Source organism: Comamonas aquatica (assembly GCF_018064205.1).
Lineage (GTDB): Bacteria > Pseudomonadota > Gammaproteobacteria > Burkholderiales > Burkholderiaceae_C > Comamonas > Comamonas aquatica.
Genome location: NZ_CP072916.1, coordinates 3,019,701 through 3,044,366 on the forward strand (window position 1 = coordinate 3,019,701; position 24,666 = coordinate 3,044,366).

18 protein-coding genes and 1 pseudogene are annotated in these 24,666 nt (G+C 68.2%); 5 read left to right on the top strand and 14 right to left on the bottom strand.

The window, feature by feature from the left end; all coding sequences use genetic code 11:
* Nucleotides 1–125: 125 nt before the first annotated feature.
* Together KAQ61_RS14265 and KAQ61_RS14270 are read right to left on the bottom strand one after the other, a co-directional pair.
* Nucleotides 126–596: a cyanophycin metabolism-associated DUF1854 family protein gene (locus KAQ61_RS14265; RefSeq protein WP_210929608.1), complete on the bottom strand. Its 471-nt coding sequence runs from the start codon at nt 594–596 to the stop codon at nt 126–128.
* Nucleotides 593–2,893: a cyanophycin metabolism-associated ABC transporter gene (locus tag KAQ61_RS14270; protein ID WP_183302154.1), complete on the bottom strand. Its 2,301-nt coding sequence runs from the start codon at nt 2,891–2,893 to the stop codon at nt 593–595. The genes KAQ61_RS14265 and KAQ61_RS14270 overlap by 4 nt, the downstream gene beginning before the upstream one ends.
* 221 nt (nt 2,894–3,114) lie before the next feature.
* Between KAQ61_RS14270 and KAQ61_RS14275 the strand changes: the two genes are divergently transcribed.
* The 3 genes from KAQ61_RS14275 (at nt 3,115) to KAQ61_RS14285 (ending at nt 8,939) form a co-directional block, all read left to right on the top strand.
* Nucleotides 3,115–5,115 carry a cyanophycin synthetase family protein gene (locus tag KAQ61_RS14275; protein WP_045266039.1) on the top strand — a complete coding sequence of 667 codons (2,001 nt, stop codon included), beginning with the start codon at nt 3,115–3,117 and terminating at the stop codon, nt 5,113–5,115.
* Between the two features lie 77 nt (nt 5,116–5,192).
* A complete protein-coding gene (gene cphA, locus KAQ61_RS14280; protein WP_210929609.1) occupies nt 5,193–7,772 on the top strand; it encodes a cyanophycin synthetase in 2,580 nt (859 codons plus the stop codon).
* A gap of 198 nt (nt 7,773–7,970) precedes the next feature.
* Nucleotides 7,971–8,939, top strand: a complete 969-nt coding sequence (locus KAQ61_RS14285) for a GGDEF domain-containing protein (RefSeq protein WP_210929610.1) — start codon at nt 7,971–7,973, stop codon at nt 8,937–8,939.
* Nucleotides 8,940–9,004: 65 nt separating this feature from the next.
* On the opposite strand, the gene KAQ61_RS14290 is transcribed toward KAQ61_RS14285, so the two are convergent.
* Nucleotides 9,005–10,222 carry an MFS transporter gene (locus tag KAQ61_RS14290; protein WP_210929611.1) on the bottom strand — a complete coding sequence of 406 codons (1,218 nt, stop codon included), beginning with the start codon at nt 10,220–10,222 and terminating at the stop codon, nt 9,005–9,007.
* 225 nt (nt 10,223–10,447) lie between these two features.
* On the opposite strand from KAQ61_RS14290, the gene KAQ61_RS14295 reads away from it, so the two are divergent.
* Nucleotides 10,448–10,906 (top strand): CreA family protein, encoded by a 459-nt coding sequence (locus KAQ61_RS14295; RefSeq protein WP_244983094.1) that lies wholly within the window; start codon nt 10,448–10,450, stop codon nt 10,904–10,906.
* A gap of 105 nt (nt 10,907–11,011) precedes the next feature.
* On the opposite strand, the gene KAQ61_RS14300 is transcribed toward KAQ61_RS14295, so the two are convergent.
* A complete protein-coding gene (locus KAQ61_RS14300) occupies nt 11,012–11,926 on the bottom strand; it encodes a LysR family transcriptional regulator (protein ID WP_042414814.1) in 915 nt (304 codons plus the stop codon).
* A gap of 128 nt (nt 11,927–12,054) precedes the next feature.
* Here KAQ61_RS14300 and KAQ61_RS14305 point away from each other — a divergent pair, with 128 nt between their 5' ends.
* Nucleotides 12,055–13,128: a YeiH family putative sulfate export transporter gene (locus KAQ61_RS14305; protein WP_210929613.1), complete on the top strand. Its 1,074-nt coding sequence runs from the start codon at nt 12,055–12,057 to the stop codon at nt 13,126–13,128.
* A gap of 181 nt (nt 13,129–13,309) precedes the next feature.
* Here KAQ61_RS14305 and KAQ61_RS14310 read toward each other — a convergent pair whose 3' ends face one another.
* The 10 genes and pseudogenes from KAQ61_RS14310 to KAQ61_RS14355 all read right to left on the bottom strand — a co-directional run bounded on the left by KAQ61_RS14310 (nt 13,310) and on the right by KAQ61_RS14355 (nt 24,083).
* Nucleotides 13,310–13,576 carry a DUF2789 family protein gene (locus tag KAQ61_RS14310; protein WP_154164371.1) on the bottom strand — a complete coding sequence of 89 codons (267 nt, stop codon included), beginning with the start codon at nt 13,574–13,576 and terminating at the stop codon, nt 13,310–13,312.
* Nucleotides 13,577–13,845: 269 nt separating this feature from the next.
* On the bottom strand, nt 13,846–15,288 hold the full coding sequence (locus KAQ61_RS14315) for an NAD-dependent succinate-semialdehyde dehydrogenase (RefSeq protein WP_210929614.1): 1,443 nt from the start codon (nt 15,286–15,288) through the stop codon (nt 13,846–13,848).
* A gap of 210 nt (nt 15,289–15,498) precedes the next feature.
* Nucleotides 15,499–16,317: an aldolase/citrate lyase family protein gene (locus KAQ61_RS14320; protein WP_183302163.1), complete on the bottom strand. Its 819-nt coding sequence runs from the start codon at nt 16,315–16,317 to the stop codon at nt 15,499–15,501.
* Nucleotides 16,318–16,965: 648 nt separating this feature from the next.
* Nucleotides 16,966–17,442, bottom strand: a pseudogene (locus KAQ61_RS14325) (DUF4087 domain-containing protein).
* The gene (locus tag KAQ61_RS14330) at nt 17,348–17,791 is read right to left on the bottom strand and encodes a ribosomal maturation YjgA family protein (protein WP_210929615.1); all 444 of its coding nucleotides are present in this window, start codon (nt 17,789–17,791) and stop codon (nt 17,348–17,350) included. Before KAQ61_RS14330 ends, KAQ61_RS14325 begins: the two are co-directional and overlap by 95 nt.
* A gap of 89 nt (nt 17,792–17,880) precedes the next feature.
* On the bottom strand, nt 17,881–18,822 hold the full coding sequence (locus KAQ61_RS14335) for a Bug family tripartite tricarboxylate transporter substrate binding protein (protein ID WP_420839415.1): 942 nt from the start codon (nt 18,820–18,822) through the stop codon (nt 17,881–17,883).
* Between the two features lie 276 nt (nt 18,823–19,098).
* Nucleotides 19,099–19,476 carry a PH domain-containing protein gene (locus KAQ61_RS14340; RefSeq protein WP_042414832.1) on the bottom strand — a complete coding sequence of 126 codons (378 nt, stop codon included), beginning with the start codon at nt 19,474–19,476 and terminating at the stop codon, nt 19,099–19,101.
* Between the two features lie 71 nt (nt 19,477–19,547).
* Nucleotides 19,548–22,424 (bottom strand): Hsp70 family protein, encoded by a 2,877-nt coding sequence (locus KAQ61_RS14345; protein ID WP_210931928.1) that lies wholly within the window; start codon nt 22,422–22,424, stop codon nt 19,548–19,550.
* A gap of 19 nt (nt 22,425–22,443) precedes the next feature.
* Complete coding sequence (locus KAQ61_RS14350) at nt 22,444–22,824, bottom strand: Fur family transcriptional regulator (protein WP_042414945.1); 381 nt, start codon at nt 22,822–22,824, stop codon at nt 22,444–22,446.
* A gap of 74 nt (nt 22,825–22,898) precedes the next feature.
* Complete coding sequence (locus KAQ61_RS14355; protein WP_276514446.1) at nt 22,899–24,083, bottom strand: acetyltransferase domain-containing protein; 1,185 nt, start codon at nt 24,081–24,083, stop codon at nt 22,899–22,901.
* Between the last annotated feature and the right edge of the window lie 583 nt (nt 24,084–24,666).

The following is a 24,666-nucleotide window of genomic DNA, read 5'->3' on the forward strand; positions in this document are numbered from 1 at the left end:
TTCACGGAATAAAAGCGGCGACAAAAACAGGTTCCGACTGTTCTATCGGCAGCTTGTGGTGAAAATTTAGGAAATTTTTCAACTTTTTGACTGCCGCTCGTCGGAACCGTTGGTCGCCACCGCCGTTACAGGAACAGCTCCAGGAATTTGTGCGACTGCCGGTCCAGCTGGCGGGCGTCAGGAATCAGGTACTGCACGCCGTCCCGGCTGGCGATCAGCAACTGGTGCTGGTCCTTGAGCTTGCGGATGTCTTCTTCGGCCCGCAACGTCAGTGTGGTGCGCCCCTTGTCGGTCATCACCGTCCAGACGCTGGGCACGGAGATGGCATCGATGGCCTCGATGCGCTGCACCACGGGCACGAACTCGCGCACGGCAAAGTCTTCCTCCAGCAGTGCGCGCTGTTCGGCCGGCAGGTGGTCCAGGTGCTCGATCCAGCAGACCTCTTTGCCATCCGGGCCCACCAGGGAAATCGCTTCCAGCGGAGCCTCCAGGGGGAAGGCCCGCACCGGGGTCACCGTGTCGTGCCGGGTGCCGTCGGCCAGTTGCACGCACAGCCGCCCATGGCGGTTGCGCTCCAGACGGATTTCGGGGCTCATCGGGCACTCTCCTGTTGTGTCACCACCAGGCCTGCGGCCTGGGCATCTTCCTCGGCGCGGCGCGCCTGGGCCTCATACAGACGCCAGTAGGCCCCCTTGGCCGCCATCAGCTCCTCGTGCGGGCCGACTTCGACGATCTCGCCGCGGTCCATGACCACCAGGCGGCTGGCCTTGCGCAGCGTCGACAGACGGTGGGCGATCGCGATCGTGGTGCGGCCCTGCACCAGGTTGTCCAGGGCTTTCTGGATTTCCTTTTCGGTTTCGGTGTCCACGGCCGAGGTGGCCTCGTCCAGGATCAGCAGGCGCGGGTTGATCAGCAGGGCGCGCGCAATGCTGATGCGCTGACGTTCGCCACCCGACAGGCCCTGGCCACGCTCGCCCACGACCGAGTCATAGCCGTGCGGCAGGCGCAGGATGAACTCGTGCGCATGGGCGGCGCGGGCCGCGGCCACGATCTCGGCGCGCGTGGCATGGGGTTTGCCGTAGGCGATGTTCTCCGCCACCGTGCCGAAAAACAGGAAGGGCTCCTGCAGCACCAGGCCGATCTGGCTGCGGTAGTCGGACACCGCTAAGCGGCGGATGTCGATGCCGTCAAGCTGGATGCTGCCCTCGGTCACGTCGTAGAAACGGTTGATCAGGTTGACCAGGGTGCTCTTACCCGAGCCACTGTGGCCCACCAGACCGATCATCTCGCCCGGCTGGATGTCCAGGTTCAGGCTGCGGATGACCTGACGGCTGCCATAGCGGAAACCGATGTCATGCATGCTGATGCGGCCCTGCACAGGCTGCGGCAGGGGCACGGGGTTGACCGGTTCGGGCACGCTGCTGACCTGGTCCAGCACGTCGAAGATGCGCTTGGCACCCGCGGCGGCCTTTTGCGTGATGTTCACAATCCGGCTCATCGAGTCCAGGCGCACGTAGAAGCGCCCGATGTAGGCGATGAAGGCCGACAGCACACCCACGGTGATCTGGTCCTGGGCCACCAGCCATATGCCAAAGCCCCAGACCACCAGCAGGCCGATTTCCGTCATCAGCCCCACGGTCGGGGAGAACAGTGACCAGACCTTGTTCACGCGGTCGTTGGCTTCCAGGTTGTGCACGTTCGCCAGGCGGAAACGCTCGATCTCGCGCTCTTCCTGGGCAAAGGCCTTGACCACGCGCACGCCGGGAATGGTGTCCGACAGCACGTTGGTCACATCGGCCCAGACCCGGCTGATGCGGTCAAAGCCCACGCTCAGGCGTCCGCGCACCTTCTGGATCAACCAGGCGATGAAGGGCAGCGGCACCAGTGTCACCAGGGCCAGCCAGGGGTTGATGGACGCCAGGATGACGGCCGTCATCAGGATCATGATCACATCGGTCACGAAATCCAGCGCGTACAGCGACAGGAACATGTTGATGCGGTCCGTGTCGGCGCTGATGCGGCTCATCAGGTCCCCGGTGCGCTTGCCGCCGAAATACTCCAGCGATTGCTTCATCATGTGGGCATAGGTGGTGGTGCGCATGTCGGCACCAATCCGTTCCGACACCTTGGCCATCACCCAGGTGCGCGCCCAGCCCAGGCCCCAGGCCAGCAGGGCCGACAGCAGCAGGCCGCCCAGGTACAGCGCCACCAGGTAGGGATCAATCGGCTGACCGCTTTTCTGGTAGGGGATGAGGATGTCATCCATGATGGGGATGGTCAGGTACGGCGGCACCAGCGTGGCCGCTGTCGACAGCAGGGTCAGCACGAAGCCCCAGATCAGCAGCCCCTGGTAGGGCTTGGCGAAACGGCCGATGCGCAGCAACACCCAGGTCGAGGCCTTGGGACCCGCCTGGCGGGCACAGGCCGGGCACTCGTCGCTGTCCGGGGGCAGGATTTCGCTGCACACGGGGCAGCGGTTTTCCTCGACCGGCACCAGGGCCTGGCGGATGTCACCAGCCGCCAGGGCTTCGCGGAATTGCTCGAAGCGCTGCAGAAAGCGCAGCGCCTGGGCCTGCTGGCCCAGGGTGAAGCGCCACAGGGCCAGGCGTTGCTGGGGGTTGTGCAGCTCCAGTGTGCCCACACCGGCGTGGTCGATGAAGCGCAGCGTCAGGTCGGCCGTCAGCGGCCAGCGCTGCCAGTCGCCGTCCGCGCTCTTGCCGACAATCTGCTGATCCGTCAGCACCAGCAGCCCCTGCGCAAAGCGCAGCGACACCGTCAAGTCAACCGACAGTGCGGCTTGGACGTTCTCATGGGGTGCGAGCTGCGCCCGCAATTCAGCCCCCAAAGGGTCATTGAAGACACTGGAAGCGTCTACAGGATGGTGATGTTGCATGTTGAATCGTTAGAACCCTGCGTTGGCCAAGCTGCCAAAGGGGTGGGACATAGCGTATTCTCTGCAAGAACACGTGGTCTCCGAGTAGGAGCTGCACCTTTCAACGCAGCAAGAGCGAGTTTGGCTGACACGCAGCCCCGGTTTTGCCTCCCGCACACGATGGTCCTCTCTTTTTCAGACTGTGGCCTTTGACCCCAGCCTCCACACCAACGCTGACATCCATGGCGACATTCAAAGACATCCAACTGCTTCGTACCACCTACCTGCGTGGCCCCAGCGTCTGGACATACCGTCCAGTGCTTGAAGTGTGGCTGGACCTTGGTGAACTTGAAGATTACCCCTCCAACAAGATCGAAGGCTTCACCGAACGCCTGACGACCTGGCTGCCCGGCCTGATCGAGCACCACTGCGGCGTCGGCCACCGGGGCGGCTTCCTGGAGCGCCTGACCGAAGGCACCTGGTGCGGCCATGTGCTGGAGCACACCATCATCGAGCTGCTGAACATGGCCGGCATGCCGGCCGAGTTCGGCCAGACGCGCAGCGTCTCGCAGCACGGCGTCTACCGCATGGTGTTCCGCTGCCCCGAGGAATCGGTGGCCCACGTGGCCCTGCGCCAGGGCCACGGCCTGATCATGGCCGCGATCAACAACCAGCCCTTCGACGTGCCCGCCGCCGTGCAGGCCATCAAGGCCGAGATCGAGAACCGCTACCTCGGCCCCAGCACCGCCAGCATCGTGAATGCGGCCGCAACGCGCCGCATCCCCTTCATCCGCCTGAACGACGGCAACCTCGTGCAACTGGGCTATGGCGCCGCACAGCGCCGCATCTGGAGCACCGAGACCGACAAGACCAGCGCCATCGGCTTCGGCATCGCCGAAGACAAGGACCTGAGCAAGCAACTGCTCAAGGCCTGCGGCGTGCCCGTGCCCGACTGGGAGCTGGTGAAGTCCGCCGACCACGCCTGGGAAGAGGCCGACTACATGGGCCTGCCCGTGACGGTCAAGCCCTACAACTCCAACAAGGGCCAGGGCGTGGGCGTGAACCTCACGACCGAAGCCGAAGTGCGCGCCGCCTACGACGAGGCACGCAAGCTGACCCGCTACGTGATGGTCGAGCGCCACATCCCCGGCCATGTGCACCGCCTGCTGGTGGTGGGTGACAAGGTCGTGGCTGCCTCGCGCGGCGAGTACCCTGAAGGCCGCAACAACCCGCGCGCCAAGGTGGTCACCGTGGACTGCACCGATGAGGTGCATCCCGACGTCGCCTACATGGCGGCCCTGTCCGCCAAGGTCGTGGGCCTGGACATTGCCGGCGTGGACCTGGTCTGCCAGGACATCCGCCAGCCGCTGCACACCCAGGGTGGTGCCATCCTGGAGGTCAACGGCGGCCCCGGCCTGCTGATGCACCTCAAGCCCAGCGTGGGCGTGTCCCGCCCGGTGGGCCAGGCCATCGTGGAGCACCTGTTCCCCGCCACCGACGGTGACACCGAAGGCCAGGCCGCCCGCATTCCCGTGGTCGGGATTGCCGGTACGCGCCACAACGCCTTCATCGCCCGCCTGGTGGGCTGGCTGCTGCAGCTGTCGGGCAAGCGCACCGGCGTGGCCAGCAGCGAAGGCACCTTCCTGGAAGGTCGCCTGACGCAAAAGGGCGACAACACCAATTGGCATGCCGCGCACCGCCTGCTGGTCAACCGCCTGGCCGAAGCCGCGGTCATCCAGACCACGGCACGCTCCATCCTCGAAGAAGGCCTGGCCTATGACCGCTGCCAGGTCGGCGTAGTCACGGACCTGGACGGTTTTGAAGGCCTGGCCGACCACGACGTGCTCGAAGCCGACCAGATGACCCGCGTGCTGCGCACCCAGATCGACGTGGTGCTGAGCCATGGCGCCGGCGTGCTGAATGCCGACGACGCCCCAGCCGCCGACTTGGCCCGCCTGTGCGACGGCCAGGTGCTGTTCTACACCCAGGACCCCAAGCACCCCCTGATCGTCACCCACCGCGAAGGCGGTGGCCGCGCCGTGGTGCTCAACGGCCACGATGTCGTGCTGGTGCACGGCACCTCCGAACGCGTGCTGGGCACCCTGGAGGTGCTGCGCCCCGTCAACGGCTTCGAGCCCGACACCCCGGCCCTGCTGGCCGCGATCGCCACGGCCTGGGCGCTGGACATCACGCCCGATCTGATCGCCGCCGGCATCAAGACCTTCGACTACCAGTCTCTGTAATTAAAAAGATAGCTAACAGCGCTTGCTAGATCTACGTTGAATGCCAATTTAACCCAAATTTAGCGGAAAGACAGACCATGGAAATTTCCCGCACCCGCGCCCTGCGTGGCCCCAACCTCTGGAGCCGCAACACCGCTATCGAATGCGTCGTGCACTGCACGCCCGACGAAGCCGACTTCACCCGCATCGCCGGCTTCGAAGACAAGCTGCGCGCCCGCTTCCCGGCCATCGGCAGCCTGCAAGCCCAGGGCATCGACAACACCCTGTCCCTGGCCCACGTGCTGGAAGCCGCCGGCCTGGCCCTGCAGGCCCAGGCCGGCTGCCAGGTCACCTTCAGCCGCACCCACGCCACGGTGGAGACCGGCACCTTCCAGGTGGTGGTCGAGTACACCGAGGAAGCCGTGGGCAAGCGCGCCATGGCGCTGGCCGAGGAACTGATCCAGGCCGCGCTGAACGATACCGCCTTCGACGCCAAGGCCGCCATCCATGCACTGCAGGAGCTGGACGAGGACGAACGCGTCGGCCCCTCGACCGGCTCGCTGGTCAATGCGGCCCTGGCGCGTGGCATTCCCTTCCGCCGCCTCACGGCCGGCAGCCTGGTGCAGCTGGGCTGGGGCTCCAAGGCCCGCAAGTTCCAGGCCGCCGAAGTCGACCAGACCAGCTCCGTGGCCGAGACCATCGCCCAGGACAAGGACCTGACCAAGCGCCTGCTGCACGCCGCCGGCGTGCCCGTGCCCATGGGCCGCCCCGTCAAGGACGTGGACGACGCCTGGGCCGTGGCGCTGGAAGTGGGCCTGCCCGTGGTGGTCAAGCCCCAGGACGGCAACCAGGGCAAGGGCGTGACGGTCAACATCACCACCCGCGAGCAGCTGGAAAGGGCGTATGCCACGTCCATGGAGTTCGGCACCGTGGTCATGGTCGAACGCTTTCTGCCCGGTCACGACTTCCGCCTGCTGGTGGTCGGCAACCAACTGGTGGCGGCCGCCCGCCGCGACCCGCCCCAGGTGCTGGGCGATGGTGAGCACACCATCCGCGAGCTGGTGGACCTCGTCAACCTGGACCCCCGCCGCGGCTCCGGCCACGGCACGGCGCTGACCAAGATCCGCCTGGACGACATCGCCCTGGGCCGCATCGCCGCCGAAGGACTGAGCCCCGACTCCATCCCCGCCCAGGGCCAGCGTGTGGTGCTGCGCAACAACGCCAACCTGTCCACCGGTGGCAGCGCCACCGACGTGACCGATGACGTGCACCCCGAGATCGCCGCCCGCGCCATCGAGGCCGCGGCCTGCGTGGGCCTGCACATCTGCGGCGTGGACGTGGTCTGCGAAACCATGCTCAAGCCGCTGGAAGAGCAGAACGGCGGCATCGTCGAGGTCAACGCCGCCCCCGGCCTGCGCATGCACCTGGCGCCCTCGTTCGGCAAGCCGCGCAATGTCGGCGTCCCCATGGTCGACCTGCTGTTCGGCCCCGGCGAGGATGGCCGCATCCCCGTGGTCGCCGTCACCGGCACCAACGGCAAGACCACGACCACGCGCCTGATCTCGCACATCTTCGCCACGCAAGGCCTGCGCGTGGGCATGACCAACACCGACGGGGTGTACGTCAACGGCCGCCAGATCGACAGCGGCGACTGCTCCGGCCCCAAGAGCGCGCGCAACGTGCTGGCCCACCCCGAAGTCGACGCCGCCATCCTGGAATGCGCGCGCGGCGGCATCCTGCGCGAAGGCCTGGGCTTTGACCGCTGCCAGGTGGCCGTGGTCACCAACGTGGGCGAAGGCGACCACCTGGGCATGAACTTCATCACCACCGTGGACGACGTGATGCTGCTCAAGCGCGTCATCGTGCAGAACGTGGCCCCCAACGGCTATGCCGTACTGAACGCCATCGACCCGCACGTGGCGCCCATGGCCAACGTCTGCCTGGGCAAGGTGATCTACTTTGGCGCCGACCGCCACCACCCCATCATGGCCACACACCGTGCCCAGGGCAACCGTGTGGTGTACGTGGAAGGCGAGCACATCGTCTGCGCCGAAGGGGCATTCAAAGAAAGCATTGCGCTGGCTGAGATTCCGCTGACGCGCAACGGCACGATTGGCTTCCAGGTCGACAACGCCATGGCCTCCATCGGTGCCGCCTGGGCCGCCGACCTGCCCTGGGACACCATCCGCCGCGGCCTCGCCAGCTTCCACAACGACAGTGCCAACGCCCCCGGCCGTTTCAATGTGATGGATTACAAGGGCGCGACCATCGTGGCCGACTACGGTCACAACCCCGATGCCATCCGCGCGCTGACACAGGCCGTATCTGCCATCCCCGCCAAGCGCCGCAGCGTGGTCATCAGCGGTGCCGGTGACCGCCGTGACCAGGACATCATTGAGCAAACCCGCATTCTGGGCGCTGCGTTTGACGATGTCATCCTCTACCAAGACGCCTGCCAGCGTGGCCGCGAAGACGGTGAAGTGATTGCCTTGCTGAAAAAGGGCTTGGAAGGCGCCACGCGCACCAGCTACAGCACCGATATCCACGGTGAGTTCATCGCCATCGACCATGCACTGAGCCGCCTGCAACCGGGCGATCTGTGTCTGGTGCTGGTGGACCAAGTGGAGGAGTCGCTCGAACACCTGCGCAAGCATGTGCAAGAAGCGACTAAAGCCTGATCTGCACGCGGCATCGCCTGCGCATGGCTCCTCTTTGAGGAGCCATTTTTTTGGCCTCCAACCATACCCATCAACAGCAACCGTTCAGCGGACAAGCGCTTACAAACCGTTGCGTACCGGCCGAGATGCTCTACATTCACACACAACTTGCTTCACGGTACAAACACGGCGCCGCGGTGATCCGGAGAGGAAATGAATATGTCCAAGGTGGGTAATTTCGAGAACGATGACGGCGTCTACAAGACCCTGCTGGAGTCGACCCAGGCGATTCCCTGGAAGATCGACTGGGCCTCGATGAAGTTCAGCTACATCGGCCCGCAGATCGAGGCCCTGCTGGGCTGGAGCGTCGACAGCTGGGTGAGCGTGGAGGACTGGGCTATGCGCATGCACCCAGAAGACCGTGAACGCGTGGTGAATTTCTGCGTCTCCCAGTCCCAGTGCGGGGTGGACCACGAGGCAGACTACCGGGCGCTGACGAAGGACAACGGCTATGTCTGGATCCGCGACGTGGTGCATGTGGTGCGCAACCCCCAGGGCGAGGTGGAGGCCCTGATCGGCTTCATGTTCGACATCAGCGAACGCAAGAAGACCGAGGAAAAGCTGCTGAGCCTGCAAAAGGAGCTGGAGGTTCTGTCCTTCAAGGACGGCTTGACCAACATCGCCAACCGCCGCAGCTTCGACGCCCACTTCGAAGCGGCCTGGGAGCAGGCGCAGCGCGAGCAGCAGCCCTTGTCCGTGCTGCTCTTCGACGTGGACTTCTTCAAGCAGTACAACGACCTGTATGGCCACATCCAGGGCGATGCCTGCCTGATCGATATCGCCCAGACGCTGAGCCTGGCCCTGGACGGCCCACGGGACCTGGTGGCGCGCTACGGCGGTGAGGAGTTTGTCGTGCTGCTGCCCGGCGCCGACGCCGACGCCGCGCACAAGGTGGCCGAGCGCTGCCAGCGCCTGATCGAGAAAAAGGCCATCGTGCACGCGCTGTCACCGTTCAGCCGGCGCGTGACCGTCAGCATCGGTGCGGGCACGGTGGTGCCCGACGAAGCGGCCCTGCACACCGACTTCCTGCATGCGGTCGACCAGCAGCTGTACGCCGCCAAGCACCATGGGCGCAACCGGATCGAGCACGTGGCCGTGGCAGTGCCCAACCTGGTCCAGGCCCCATGACCACCCGACACGCTCACGCTTGACCGCAGCGGCCCTGGGGCCAGTCGTGCGGGCCGCTGCAGCCCTCAGGCGGCCTGGGTCTGACCCAGTGCCTGGCGCTGGCTCCAACGCACACCACGCCAGACGCTGAGGCCCGCCAGGGCGGCCAGCCCGGCGCCCACGCTGCAAGCGCCCTGCCAGCCGGCCAGGTTCCAGGCCCACACGCCCAGGGCCGAGCCGGCCGAGGCGCCGGCGAAATAGCCGGTCATGTAGACCGCATTCATGCGGCTGCGGGCCTCGGGCAGCAGGCTGGCCACGCTGGACTGGTTGGTCACGTTGATGGCCTGCAGGCCCAGGTCCATCAGCAGCACACCCACCACAAACCAGGCCACGCTGGCCTGCCCCCACCACAGCGGCAGCCAGGACAGCAGCAGCAGCGCCGCGCCCAGGCGCAGCAGCACATGGCTTTTGCCCTGGTCGGCCCAGCTGCCCGCCAGGTTGGCAATCAAGGCACCGGTCACGCCCGCCAGGCCGACCAGGCCGATCTGCGCATCGCTGAGCTGCAGGGGCGCGCTGGACAGCACCAGGGCCATGGTGGCAAACATCACGCTGACCGCGGCAAAGGCCAGCGCACTGGCGAGGGTGCGCTGGCGCAGCGCCGGCTGGGTGCGCAGCAGGTGCCCCATCGAGGCCAGCACCTGCGCATACGGCAGGGGCTGGGGGTGGCGCGAGGTGGGCAGCACGCGGCGCATGCACAGCGCCATCACGGCCATGACCACGGCCGTGACCTGGTACACCAGGCTCCAGCCGCCCAGGGTGGACAGGCCACCGGCCACGCTGCGCGACAGCAAGATGCCCACCAGCAGGCCGCTGAGCACCAGGCCCACATTGCGCCCCGCATGCCCGGGCGCGGCCAGCGCCGCCGCCATGGGCACCAGCACCTGGGCCGCGACCGAGAACAGGCCGGCCACCAGCGTGCCCAGCATGAACATGGCAAAGCTGCCGGACCAGCCCACCAGGGCATGGCCCACGGCGGCCAGCAGCATCAGCACCACGGCCATGCGGCGGCGCTCCAGCTTGTCACCCAGCGGGGTGATGCACAGCAGGCCCACGGCATAGGCCACCTGCGCCACGGTCACCGACAGGCCGGCGGCGGCCTGGTCCACGCCGAAGTGCAGCGCAATCGAATGCAGCAAGGCCTGGTTGTAGTAGTTGCCACCGGCACACAGGCCGCAGGCCACGGCCATCAATAGCAAAGCGGGCGCAGCCAGCACGGAGGGCGGCGCCATCGAGGAAGAAGACATGGAAGATCACGGGTCCAAAGCGGCCTGCAGACGGCAGGCCGAGCGCTGCCGGCACCAGGAACGGGGGCACGCGCATGCCAAAGGGACGGCATTGTCGCGCGCCGGCGCAGCGCATGCGGCCGCTTGTATACAAGACACCCCTGGCAGGTCGTGCATGCCGGCGCCCCCTGCAGGCCCGCAGCCCGTATGCTTGCAGCCATGCAACCGAAAACTCAACGACTCTGGATGGCCTGCGCCCTGCTGCTGGGCTGCGGGCAGGCGCTGGCCGAGGCGCAAACCATCGGCTCCGTGGACACGGTGTTCAAGCTGCTGGGCCCGGACCACAAGATCGTGGTCGACGCCTACGACGACCCCAAGGTACCGGGCGTGACCTGCTACGTGTCGCGGGCCAAGACCGGCGGCATCAAGGGCGGCCTGGGCCTGGCCGAGGACCGCTCGGAAGCCTCCATCAGCTGCCATGCCACAGGCACCATCAGCATCCCGGCGCCGCTGCGCCAGCAGGAAGAGGTGTTCACCGAGCGCACCTCGCTGCTGTTCAAGCGCCTGCGCGTGGTGCGCATGGTGGACAGCACGCGCAACACCCTGGTCTACATGACCTACTCGGACCGCGTGATCGAAGGCTCGCCGCAGAACAGCATCACCGCCGTGCCCGTGCCGCGTAGCACGCCGATTCCATTGAAGTAAAAAAAGAGAGCTGGTGGCGCAGATTGGGCGGTGTTTTCAGATTGAAATCACCTTGAAAGCCAATGCACTCAAGCGCCAGCCGCTGCGCTTTTGAAAGATGGGCCGTCAGGGCTGCAGCGCCCGCGCATGCGCGGCGCAGGCCTGGGTGAAGGCCTGCAGCGCGGGCGAGGCATGCTTGCCCGCGCGCTGCACGATGGAGAAATGCCGCTCCATGCGCGGCAAGGCCGTGGGCAGCACCACCAGGCTGCCATCGTCCAGCATGGCCTGCACCAGCACCCGCGGCAGGCAGCTGATGCCCAGGCCCTGGGCCACGCAGCGGGCAATCGCCTCCGAGCTGCCCAGCACCGCCGCCGCCGGCAGCTGCTGCAGGCGCGGCAGCAGCGCGTGCTCGACCATTTCGCGCGTGCCCGAGCCCTCTTCGCGCAGCAGCCAGCGCGCCTGGCGCAGCACGGCCACGCCCAGGGGCTTGTCGCGCGCGGCCTGGCACAGCGGGTCCTGCGGCGCCGCAACGATCACCAGTTCGTCCTGCATCCAGCGCTGCACCGCCAGGCCCGCCCAGTGGCTGCTGCCCTCGATCAGGCCCACGTCCACCTCCAGCGCCTCCACGGCCTGCGCCACCTCGCGCGTGTTGCCGATGCGCACATCCACGCTGATGTGCGGGTGGCTGCGCGCCAGCGCCGCCAGCACGCTGGGCAGCACATAACTGCCCACCGTGGTGCTGGCCGCCACGCGCAGGCGCACCGGCAGGCCCGGGCCGTGCGGGCCAAACGCCTGCTCAATGCCGCGCGCCTGCTCCAGCAGCGACTGCGCCTGCGGCAGCAGGGCACGCCCGGCATCGTTGAGCACCAGGTGCCGCCCCACGCGCTCGAACAGCTGCACGCCCAACCCGGTTTCCAGCTGCTGCAGCGCGGCACTGGTCGCCGACTGCGACAGGCCCACGGCCTCCGCAGCCGCCACTGTCGAGCCGTGGCGGGCCACGGCGCTGAAGATGTCGAGTTGGCGCAAGGTCAGGTGCAACATGCTGGGGCATCCCTTCTTCAACCTGTTTGGCAGATAGATTCAAGAAAAACTATTCGTTATACAAATATAACCAAACTATCTAAAGTGATCCCCAGCTCGGCGCCACTGTCCCCTGCGCCAGCCCGGTCATGAACACGCTACCTTCCTCCTTCTCCCTCGATACCCCCCTGCAGTGGCTGCGCGGCACCGCCCCCGGCCTGCTGCTGAGCACCGCCATCGCCCTGCTGGCCCTGGGGCTGGCAGCCCAGCCCTGGGCGGCCGCGCACGGGCTCAGCGCCCTCACCCTGGCCATCGTGCTGGGCCTGCTGCTAGGCAATACCGTCTACCCGCGCCTGGCCGCCGCCAGCGGCCCCGGCGTGGGCCTGGCCAAACAGCAGTTGCTGCGCGCCGGCATCGTGCTGTACGGCCTGCGCCTGACCTTCCAGGACATCGCCCAGGTCGGCTGGAGCGGCATTGCGCTGGATGCCCTGGTGCTGGCCAGCACCTTCGGCCTGGCCTGCCTGCTGGGCCAGCGCCTGCTGGGCCTGGACCGGCGCACCAGCCTGCTGATCGGTGCGGGCAGCTCCATCTGCGGCGCAGCGGCCGTGCTGGCCACGGCCCCGGTGGCCAAGGGCCGCGCCCAGGATGTGGCCGTGGCCATCGCCACCGTGGTGGTGTTCGGCACCGTGGGCATGTTCCTGTACCCGGCGCTGTACCAGTGGAACGCCGACCACGGCTGGATCGCCATGGACACGCAGCGCTACGGCCTGTACGTGGGCGCCACCGTGCACGAGGTGGCCCAGGTGGTGGCGGCGGGCGCGGCCATCAGCCCCGAGGCCACCAGCACCGCTGTGATCGCCAAGATGGTGCGGGTGATGATGCTGGCGCCCTTCCTGCTGCTGCTGGCGCTGTGGCAGGCCCGCGAGGACCGCCGGGACGGCGCGGCGCAGGCCGGTGGCCTGGGCGGCATCCGCCTGCCCTGGTTTGCGCTGGGCTTTGTGGTGGTGGCCGGCATCCACTCGCTGGGCGTGCTGCCCCGGCCACTGGTGGAATGGGGGATGCAGCTGGACAACCTGCTGCTGGCCGTGGCCATGGCCGCCCTGGGCCTGACCACCCACGTGCAGGCCGTGCGGGCCGCCGGGGTCAAACCGCTGCTGCTGGCGGCCCTGCTGTTTGCCTGGCTGCTGGGCGCGGGCCTGCTGTTCACGCAGTGGCTGGCCTGATCGGTCCTTGACCTGGCTCCGCGGCACGCACGTTGTCACACCGCCGAACGGGGCCACCATCTTTGTTGATGGCACCCCAACCCATGGATTGCGCTGCCCCGTCCATCCGACACCCGGATGACAGCGCCAAAAACCCCAGGGCCGCAACGCGGCCCTGGAGGTGCTGCGGGCGCGGGGCCGCCTACTTGTGCAGCTCCGGCGCCTTGCGCAGGGCCAGGCTCAGCTGGTCCACCACGATGGCCCAGTCGTCATCGCAGCGGATCTTCTCCTTGAGCATCTGCGCCTGCTGGGGGCTCCAGAACGGCGCATCGTGCAGCTGCAGGTCATCGGCCAGGGGGTGGTGCTGGCGGATGAACTGCTGGATGCTGGCCTCGTCGTTGGGCAGGCCCAGCTGGGCAAACAGTTCGGTAAAGCCGGGTTGGGATTCACCAGGGGTCAACGTGGTCATCGCATCCTCCATGTTGTGATGGGAAAAAGCCTTTGCAGCCGGGCAGTGCCCGGCCATGCCCCCATCTTGCACCAGTTGCTGCGCCCGGCGTGTAGGACTGCCCAGCACCGGGCTGTGTGCCCACGCGGTCGCGCTGGTCGGTTGGCGCGCACTGAAAAGTTCTTTTCAACGCGCAGCGCCGCAGCCTGGACCGCACGGTGACCGCGCACGCGGCGCAGGCGCAAAAAAGGCCGCCCGGGGGCGGCCTTGGGGCTGGTGCGCAGCGTGGCTCAGACCATGGCGATCGAGACGGCCTTGGGGATCAGGTAGGCCTCCAGCGCCTCGGTGCCACCTTCGGAGCCATAACCCGAGTCCTTCACACCACCAAACGGCATTTCGGCCGAGGCCACGGCCGGCTGGTTGATCCACAGCATGCCGGACTCGACGTGCTGGCTCAACAGGTGCGCGTTTTTCAGCGAGGCGGTGAAGGCATAGGCCGCCAGGCCATAGGGCAGGCGGTTGGCCTCGGCAATCGCCTCTTCCAGCTTATCGAAGCTGCGCATGGCGATCATGGGGCCGAAGGGTTCGTTGTTGAACACCTCGGCATCCAGCGGCACATCGGCCAGGATGGTGGGGGCATAGAAGTTGCCGGCATCGCCCAGCGTCTGGCCGCCCATCAGCAGCTTGGCGCCCTTGTCCTGGGCGTTCGCCACCAGTGACTGCATGGCGGTCACGCGGCGCGGGTTGGCCAGGGGGCCCATCTTGCTGTCGGCCTCCAGGCCGTTGCCCACCTTGATGGATGCAAAGTACGCCACGACCTGCTCGGTGAACTGCTGTTGCAGGCTCTGGTGCACCAAAAAGCGCGTGGGCGAGATGCAGACCTGGCCGGCGTTGCGCAGCTTGGCGGCACCGGCGGACTTCACGGCCAGTTCCACGTCCGCGTCCTCGGCCACGATCACGGGGGCATGGCCGCCCAGCTCCATGGTGCAGCGCTTCATGTGCGCGCCGGCCAGGGCCGCCAGCTGCTTGCCCACGGGGGTGGAGCCGGTGAAGGTGATCTTGCGGATCACGGGGTGGGGAATCAGGTAGCTGGAGATTTCGTGCGGATCGCCATACACCAGGCCGATCACACCGGCGGGCACGCCCGCGTCCACAAAGCACTGGAACAGCGCGGACGGCGAGGCCGGGGTTTCCTCGGGCGCCTTGCACAGGAAGGAGCAGCCCGTGGCCAGCGCGGCGCTGATCTTGCGCACGATCTGGTTGACCGGGAAGTTCCAGGGCGTGAAGGCCGCCACGGGGCCCACGGGCTCCTTGATCACCAGCTGCTGCACATCGCCCCGGCGCGCGGGCACGATGCGGCCGTACAGGCGCAGGGCCTCGTCGGCAAACCATTCGATGATGCCCACACCGGCCAGCACCTCGCCCTTGGCTTCGGCCAGGGGCTTGCCCTGCTCCTGCGTCAGCAGCGCGGCGATGGTGTCGGCGCGCTCCTTGAGCAGCGCTGCCGCGCGGCGCATCGCGGCCTGGCGGTCGTGGGCGCTGGTGTGCTTCCAGATCGCAAAGCCTTTGGCCGCGGCGGCCAGCGCGCGGTCCAGATCGGCCTTGCTGGCATGGGCCACATGGCCGATGACGGCGCCCGTGGCCGGGTTGTGCACGGGAATCTTCTTGCCGCCAGCAGCGTCTTGCCACTGGCCATCAATCAGCAACTGGGTGTCGGGGTAAGCAGGGGACATGGTGGGTACTCAGCCTGGGAGAAGAAAAGTCGGCCCCCGCACCGTGCGCAGGCCGCCAAGGTTTTGATAGCTGCTTGCGCTGGCCAATCAAGGATCAGAAGCACAAACATACCGCAAAGCCAAACAATCCGAGCGCGGCCTGCTTCTGTTTTCCATGTTGCGCCACGGGGCAAAACCGCGCGGCCCATTGTAGGAAGCCGGCCCCGCGCCTCAATACATGGAAACACTGGCGCCCGTGTGGATGTGGCCGGGCTTGAAGCGCTGGGCCAGCGCATCCGCGCCCTGGCGCAACAGCAGCATGTCCATGCCCACGGCCACGAACAGCGCGCCCTGGTGCAGGCAGGTCTGCACGCGCTCGGGCTGGGTCACCAGAATGCCTGGCGCCTTGCCGCAGCCGCGCACGCGCTGCAGTGCGTCATCGATGATGAAGGTCATGTCCGGGTGCGTGGAATGCCCGGCATAGCCCAGGCTGGCCGACAGGTCCGCCGGGCCGATGAAGACGCCGTCCACGCCGTCGACCTGGGCGATCTCCTCCAGGTTGACCAGGGCCTCGCGCGTTTCCACCTGCACCAGCAGGCAGATTTCCTCGTGCGCGCGGCGCACGTACTCGGCATCGCGCCCGAAGTTGGAGGCGCGCATGCTGCCGCCCATGCCACGCACGCCATCGGGGGCGTAGCGCACGGCCTGCACCGCGGCCCGGGCCTCGTCGGCGTTCTGCACAAAGGGCAGCAGCAGCGTCTGCGCGCCGATGTCCAGGTAGCGCTTGATCATCACCTTGTCGTTCCAGGCCGGGCGCACCACGGCCTGCGTGGGCGTGCAGCCGGTGCGCGTCTGCGCCGCGCCCACGGCCTGCAGCTGCTGCACCATCTGCGGCACATCGGTGGGCGTGTGCTCGGTGTCCAGCAGCAGCCAGTCGAAACCGCTGCCCGCCAGCAGCTCGCTGACATAGGGCGACGGCAAGGTGGACCACAGGCCAATCTGCGGCTGGCCCGCCTGCAAGGCGCGCTTGAATAGGTTGGGGGTGGGCATGAAACTCCTTCGAAGGCGGTGGATGCAAACGGCCCGCAGGCCCCGTGCGCACGCCTGCGCGCCCAGGCCCGGCAAAGCGCCGCCGGCCATCGCCCGCGCGATGGTCCTTGGCTGGGCCTCCCCGTCTCCCTGGCGCAGACTGCGCACCGTGATAGGGCTCTACGATAACCGCTGCGGCCCGCAGAGCCTGTCACGCACCGGGCGGGCACCAGGGCCATCCGCGGGGCGCCCCAGGGAAGCCCTGTGTGTCCGCTGCCACACTGCCCTGCCACCGTGGTGCGCATGCCCCCTGCGGGGAGTGGGAGCCGTGCCGGTGCGCTGCGCCCGCGCGGTGGCGGTCGGCCACGCCTGTCCTACCGCACGCTGTTCAGCAATCTGCACCGGCGGACCAGAACTCCGCAAAACATAGCAATCAGCGCAGAACCTACCGGCGCTTAAGGCATTTTTCACCACTGACATCCCGTGTCCACCTGGCCGTCACCGAACTGGCCCGGGACTGCGACGGCCACCTGGGCACCGCCACGACCCCAGGCCACCGCCGACGGGCACCACCGCCCGCGCACGCAATCCTTTAGGCATTGCTGCCTGCCTGTGGTTGCCGGGCAGTGCGGCCCGGCCGCGCCCCCTGCGCACGGCGGCACTGCCGCGTCACTCCGGCCGCGATGGCTCCCGCAGGTGGCGATCCTGGCGGCAGGCAGCCAGCGGTTTCGCTGTGGCCGAGAGGATGTGCGTCACCCGCTGGGTGTGCGCATCGGCCACCACGCGCACACAGGCGCAGCCATGGCCGTAGAAACCATGGGTGCGCACCCATTGCGCCTCGGTGAAGCTGGGCCAGTCGCCCTCGGCCTAGGCCCCCCCCTGGCTGCCCACGGTCCAGCGGCCATGGCGGTCGTGCAGCCAGGCATTCCCCGGGGTCGGGTTCTGCCACCAGCCACAACGCAGTTGCGAGGCCGATGCGGCCGCCTGCGCGCCGGACAGCCCCGTGATCCCCAGCAGCGCGCACAGCACCCACGCGCGCCGGTGGCGCCCCTCACCGGTGTCGCCCATTGTTCCCTCCTGGTGGGCGATGGAGCGTTCGCCACCACACCCCATCCACCACCGCAGCACCGGCAATGCCGATGACATAGGCCAGCAGGTCCAGCGGATCAAAGCCATTGCCCAGCACCAGATAGGCCAGCGGGTGGGCACGCAACGCCTGCATCCAGGGGGCCTGGTAGAGCTGCAGCAACTCGACCGCGAAGGCGATGGCCAGCGACACCGCCACCAGCCGCCCGGGCGCGATGGCGGGCCGCACCCAGGCCACGCACAGCAGCACCACCCAGGCCCAGAGCGCATCGCCGGGGTAGTTGCCCCACACGACGGGCAAGGGCAGATAGCCCCGGCGCGAGGCCAGGCCCACGGCGATGACGGCCAGGGCCAGGAGGGTGAGGAGCAGGCGGGAGCGGGGGCAGACAGGGGCAGCAGAGGACGGCATCACGGCAAGGCGCAGTCGGCCGACCGAACAGCGGCCGGCGAGGAAAAACCGCGATGGTAGCCGCTCAGCGTGCCGCTGGCGGCGGCGCTTCAATCAATGTGCGCGCCCGAGTCCTGGACCACCTGCTTCCAGTGCGCCAGCTCGCCCGGCAGCATGGCCTTGAAGCTCTGCGGGTTGGAGTCCACGCGCTCGGCGCCCAGGGTCTTGAAGCGCTCCGCCATCTCGGGCTTGGCCAGCACCGCCTGGACGGCCTGGTACAGCTTGTCCACGATCGGCTGCGGCGTGCCGGCCGGGGCAAACAGCCCGTACCAGCTGGTCACCGCCAGGCCCTTGCCCAGCACGGGAATGTCGGGCGCCAGCGAGGTGGGCTTGTCCGCCGCCACGCCCAGCACGCGCAGCTTGCCGCTGGTGACGAAGGGCATCACGCCCGGAAAGCTGCCAAAGGTCATGGGCAGCTGGCCGGCCACCACATCGGTGGCGGCGGCCGAGGCGCCCTTGTAGGGCACATGCAGCAGGTTCAGGCCTTTTTGCTTCTTCAGCATCTCGCCCAGCAGGTGGTTCAGCGTGCCGTTGCCGGCCGAGGCGTATTCCACCTTGCCCGGGTGGGCCTTGGCATAGGCCACCAGCTCGTCCAGGCTCTTGGCCGGAAAGTTCGGGTTGACCACCAGCAGGTACGGCGCCACAGCCAGCTGCATCACCGGCGTGAAGTCCTTGATCGGATCGAACGGCAGCTTGCTGTAGAGCGCCGGATTGATGGTGTAGGCGCTCTGCGCCGTCACCAGAAAGGTGTAGCCGTCGGCCGCGCTGCGCGCCACCTGGCCGGTGCCCAGGTTGCCGTTGGCACCGGGGCGGTTTTCCACCACCACGGGCTCGCCCAGGCTGGTGCCCAGGCCGTGCGCCACGGCCCGGGCAATCACGTCGTTGGCCCCGCCGGGGGCCTGGGGCACCACGAAGGTGATGGGTTTGGTGGGCCAGCTGGCCTGGGCCAGGGCGGCGGTGCCGGACAGCGACAGCAGGGCAGTGGTGGCCATCACGGCCTGGCGGCGGGAAAGAAAAGTGTGCAAAGACATCGCAGTACCAAGTTCGTCCATGAATGCAAACAGCAGGGGGACTTGCGGCTTGTGGCGGGCAAGCCGGCCGCGCGCTGCGGGGGTGCAGCCACGCGCGACCGGTGGGCGCGGCGCCCCCTGTGCCGGGGAGGCCGCGCCCTGCCCCGCATCATAGAGACGGCAGCGCCGGTGGCCCCCCCTGGCAAGCCCCGGTGGACAGGCCACCGTCAGCCCACGGCCCGGCCGGGCCGGGCCGCCTCACTTCAGCACGTAGCTGGCCAGCACGGCCTGGACTTCGTAGATGCTCAGCTTCTTGTTGAACTGCTTCTGGAACGGCGCCGCCGTGCCGGACACCCAGATCTTCAACTCGGCATCCAGGTCGAAGGTGCCGGCGGTTTCAATGCTGAAATGGGTGATGCTTTTGTATGGCAGCGAGTGGTATTCGACCTTGCTGCCGGTGATGCCCTGTTTGTCGACCAGCACCAGACGCTTGTCGGTGAAGACGAAGTAGTCGCGGATCAGCTGGTAGGCGTGCTCGACCCGTTCGCCCGGTGCCAGGATCTGCGCGAATTCCGCCTGGATCTTGTGCGCATCGATCTTCGATGCGTTGCCCAGCATGCCGTCCAGCAATCCCATGGTGTCTCCCGTGTTGTGTCAGTGGTGGTCTGCGGATTCTAGGCACCGCGGCCGGCCGGCCGCGCCGGCCCTCACAGCAGCACCAGCCCCGGCGGCAGGCTGTCGCCCAGGCTGCGCCGCTGGTCCTCGGCATCCATGGTCACCACGCTGTCCACCAGCGCCAGCCAGCGCGCGGGCGCACCGGCGGCGCGCATCTTGTCCAGCACCTGGGCACGCACGGCATCGGGCAGGTCGCGCGCACGGTCGCCGGTCATGCGGGCCATTTGCACCGCGGCAAACATCGCCGTTTCGTGCTTGCGCCAGTCCTGGGCCAGCGTGGCGTCCAGGAACTCCTGCGCGGCCTCGGGCGGCATCACCAAATGGGCATTCGCCGCCAGGGATTGCCGCGCCGCCAGGCGGCCGATGGCCCACCAGGTCTGGGGCGAGGCATCGGGACGCTGCAGGCGCTGCAGCATCCACTGGCCCATCTCCTGGCGGTACTGCCAGGGCACGGCCTCCATGGCGGCCAGCAGGCGCAGCATGTCGTCGTAGCTGCCGTGGCTGCTCTTGCCACCGTTGCGCTGCGTCGCCTGCTGCACCGTCTTTTGCATGGCGGCGGCCACGGCCTCCAGCACCTGCATCTGCTGGGCTTCGTCCAGGCCCGCGGCCACGCGGCGCCAGAACACCCACCACTCCGTCCAGTTGGCCGGGTCCCTGGCGTGGCCCAGGCCGGCGGCGTACAAGGCCCAGACCTGGGTGATGCGCCAGGCGTCCAGCTCGGCGCCGACGCCGGGGCGCAGGCACCAGCCGGCCAGGTTCAGCCACACGCGCTCATGGTCGGCCGTGCGGCGGCGGCGCTTGGCGCGCGCCAGCAGGGCGTCGAACAGGGCGCGCAGCAGGCCCAACTCCCAGCTGTCGCGCGGGCCCAGCAGCTTTTCCAAGGCCGGGCGCAGCTGGCGCACGTCCTTGGCGCTCACGTCCTGGGCCTGGGTGCCAAAGATGCGGTCGATCAGCGCCACGGCGGCCGGCAGCTGCGTGGCCAGGGGTTGCAAGCCTTTGGGGCCTTCCGCGCTGGCTGTATCTGCGCTGTCCGCTATGGTTTCCGATGGTGCCACCGCCCCGCGGGTGTTGAAGGGCAGCAGCCAGGACTGGGCCGCGTCGGCCACGCCGTCCTGCACACGCAGGCAGCGCACCTCCAGCGTGCCGACCTCGGTCATGCGGGCTTGCAACTGCACTTCCACCTGGGCCTGGGCCCGGCCTTCGGGGGCGGGCAGCACGGTGGCGATGGGCGGCAGCTCCACCCAGCCGTCGCCGGTCACTGCGGTGATCTGCCCGGCCTGCGCCACGGGCTGGCTGTGGCTGTGCGCCAGCAGGTTGAAGCGCACGGCCTGGCCCAGCTTGAGCGCAAAGCGCCGGCCCGACAGCACCAGGCGCACGCCCTCTTCCGTGCCCTTGGGCAGCAGGCACAGGGCCTGCGGGGCCGCGCCGGGCGCCCCCGGCAGCAGCAGCCAGTAGCTGCGCGCCGAGCCACCGCCGATGCGTGGCATGGTTTTGATAGCTGTAGGCGCGCTCTGGCTATGCGCCAGAGGCTGATTTGATGCAGATTCCTGCGCTGGCGGTGGCGCTTGCAGGCCCAGCCCATAGGCCGCTGCGCCGCGCGCCACGGCCCAGTCGGGGTGCGGGTTGTGCAGCACACGCACGGGTTGGCCGCGCCAGCCGTCCAGCAACTGCGTCAGCCGCTGCACCAGGGCATGGGCGTGGAACACGCCGCCGTTGAGCAGCACGGTGTCGGGCAGCGCCCCGTCGGCGTGCTGGCGCAGGAACTGCGCCAGGTGGCGGCTGATGGCGGCATCGGCCGGGTACGGCAGGCCAAAGCCGCGCAGCGCGCCCTGGCGCCGGGCGGGCACCGCATCGATCGGCGCGGGTGGCAGAAAGCCTTCCACCACCCACTGCTGCACCTGGGCGCGCGTGAGCGTGGCGGACTGCGCCTGGGCCAGCAGCTGGCTGCCGCCGCCCAGCAGGGTGATGCGCACCTGCTCGGGCGCCCCGGCGGCCAGCAGCTGTTCCTTGGCCACGCGGCAGCGCTGCACCAGCTGCGCAAATCGCTGTGCGGGCAGGCGCTGGCCGGCGCCGGCAAACGCGGCCTCCAGCTGGTGGGCCAGGGCCAGGTCCATGTTGTCGCCGCCCAGCATCAGGTGCTCGCCCACGGCCGTGCGCGTGAGCAGGGGCAAACCGCCTTCGGGCGCAGGCTCGACCCGGATCAGGGTCAGGTCGGTGGTGCCGCCGCCCACGTCCACCACCAGCACCAGGCGGCTGTCCGCCAGCTGTGCGGCCAGTTGCGGGCCCTGCAGCAGCAGCCAGTCGTGGAAGGCGGCCTTGGGTTCTTCGAGCAGTTGCACCTGCGGCAGGCCGGCCAGCTGCGCGGCCTCCAGCGTCAGCGCACGCGCGCCCTCGTCGAACGAGGCGGGCACCGTCAGCACCACGCTTTGCTGCGCCAGCGGGGCCTGCGGGTGGGCCTGGTCCCAGGCAGCGCGCACATGGGCCAGGTACGAGGCCGAGGCCGCCAGTGGCGAGACCTTGGCCACCTCGTCCCCCGCGCCCCAGGGCAGGATGGGCGCGGTGCGGTCCACCCCGGTGTGCGACAGCCAGCTTTTGGCGCTGGCCACCAGCCGCCCGGGCACGGCCGCACCCAGCTCGCGCGCCCAGCGGCCGATGACGGCCGGTGCGGCGGCCGAGGCGCCCTGCGGCGGCCAGGGCTGCTGCCAGGCATCGCCCAGCTCACCCGGGGTGGCCTGGTAGCGCACCGAGGGCAGCAGGGGCTGGGCCACGACCTCACCCGCCGCGCTGCGCTGCGGAAGGTTCAACAGGGCGATGTCGGCCGCCGTGCCGCGCACGGGCACGCTGGCGACCACGGTGTGGCTGGTGCCCAGGTCGATCCCGACGACAAAGGCCGCGCTGGCAGGGGACATCGTCACGCGGTGTGCCCCCTCAGGCCGGCTGCGCTGCGCAGTCGCTGCAGCGGCCGTAGAGCGTGATTTCGTGGCTGTCCACCTCGAAGCCCGGGGGCGCCAGGCTGGCCAGATCGCCGGGGCAGGCATGCACGTCGAACACGCGCGCGCAGACCCGGCACTGGAAGTGGTGGTGGTGGCCGTGGTGGGCCACCTCGTACATGGGGCTGCGCCCGGGCAGGTGCACCTCGCGCAGCAGGCCCTCCTCGGCCATGGCCTTGAGCGCGCGGTACACCGTGGCAATCCCCAGGCCCGGCAGCGTGGCCTGCGCCAGCTCCAGCACCTCCTGCGGCGCCAGCGGCCGGTCGGCCTGCGTCATGGCCTGCTGGATGGCGGTGCGCTGCTTGGTGGATCGTTGCATGGAGGAGTTCATGACGGCGGGGGCGGCTTCTCAAGGAAGCGGTATTGTGCCGCCCTGGCCCCTCCGACGGTGGCCTACAGGTACTTGAGCCAGGTCAGGTCGCGCCGGCGCTGCTTCAGCGCGGCAAACCAGCGCACGGCCGGGTACAGGGCCACGGCCAGCAGGGCCGAGATCACCCACAGCCACAGCAGGCGGTCCAGCCCGAACAACTGGCCCTGGTTGGTGCCCCAGGCCGCCACCGCCGCCAGGTACATGCACTTCAGCACATACAGGTGCAGCACATAGAAGAACATCGGCGCCGCCCCCAGCGTGGCCAGCGGTGCCAGCCAGCGGGCACCGGCCCGCGCCTCGAACCCGCGCAGCAGCAGCAGGCCCACGCCCAGCGTCAGCAGCAGGAACAGCAGCGACGGCGGGTACTTGGTCACGTTGAACCAGGCCATCACCGTGTGCAGCGTGGTCGCCCCCGCCTGCCAGGGCGCATCGCCATACACATTCAGCGTGCGCAGCAGCGCAAAGCCCAGCAGGCTGCCCACCCCCGCCACCAGCAGCAGCTGGCGGCGCCGCGCCGCATCGCAGGCCTGGCCAAACCAGGGGCCGATGCCATAGCCCAGGGCGATCACGCCCACCCAGGGCAGCACGGGGTAGGAGGTGCGCAGCTGCACCCCGGCCAGCTCCAGCCAACCCCGGTCATGCAGGATGGCCCAGGGCGCATGCAGCAGGTGGCCGGCGGGGAAATGCAGGCCGTCCAGCAGGTTGTGCCCCGCCACCAGCACCACGCCCAGCCCCAGCAAGGCCCGGCGCGGCAGCCACACCAGCAGCGACAGCGCCAGCATGGACAGACCGATCGCCCAGATCACCTGCAGGAACACCTTGGCCGGCGGGAACTGGAAGGTCCAGGCGAAGTTGATCACCGTCACCTCCAGCAGCACCAGGAACAGGCCGCGCCGCCACAGAAAGCCCGAGGCCGCCGCCCGCGCCTGCCCGGCATCGGCATGGCGGCTGGCGTACAGGTAGGCACTCAGCCCCGTCAGGAACACAAACACCGGCGCGCACAGGTGCGCCAGCATGCGCGGGACAAACAGGCCCGGCGGCGTGTCGGCCACCACCATCGGGTCGGGCACCTGCAGGTGCAGGTAGAAGGTTTCGCGGACATGGTCCAGCAGCATGAACAGCATGACCAGGCCACGCAGCGCATCAATGGATTGCAGCCGGCCAGCGCCAGCCAGCGCACTGGGCGCAGAAGCAGAGAAGTTTTTCACGGTTTATTGATAAGGATTTATCAATATCATACCGATGCATGCCCAGCATTCGGCCAGTTGTGAGGTGGGTGCCCTGTTGGCGGGCGGGGTTTTGAGGGTGGCTTGAAAAGAGGAGCATGTAGCGCTTGCTACAAAGCGCTAGGTGCTCATTTGATGTTTATTGTTGTTTTAGCTTTGGCTGGCCGGGCAGCCCCCGGCAGGGCCTTACTTTCTTGCTTGTGCAAGAAAGTAAGCAAAGAAGCACGCCCTGCTGCCCGCGTCCCTGCGCTGCGCTCCGGGCAACCTGCGGTGCTCGATCCCAGGTCGGGGCCGCAGAACTCACTGCGCGGCTATGCCGCTCCGTTCAAACAGCTGCGGCCAGTCAGATGACGAAGCCGATGCGTCCTGCGGCGCATCTGCCCACCCTGCGCTCTGCGCGCCTTGACACGGGCAGAAGGGGTGGAAGGCTGGAACCCCGTGCCTGCATGCGCAGTGTGTGGGAGTGGAAAGTTCTTTTCAGGAATGTGAGCAGGTGACGCTTTCTGGATCATCGCTGGAGGCTGATTTGGTGCTGGTTTGTTGTTTGAGGTTTTGCTGGCCGCTT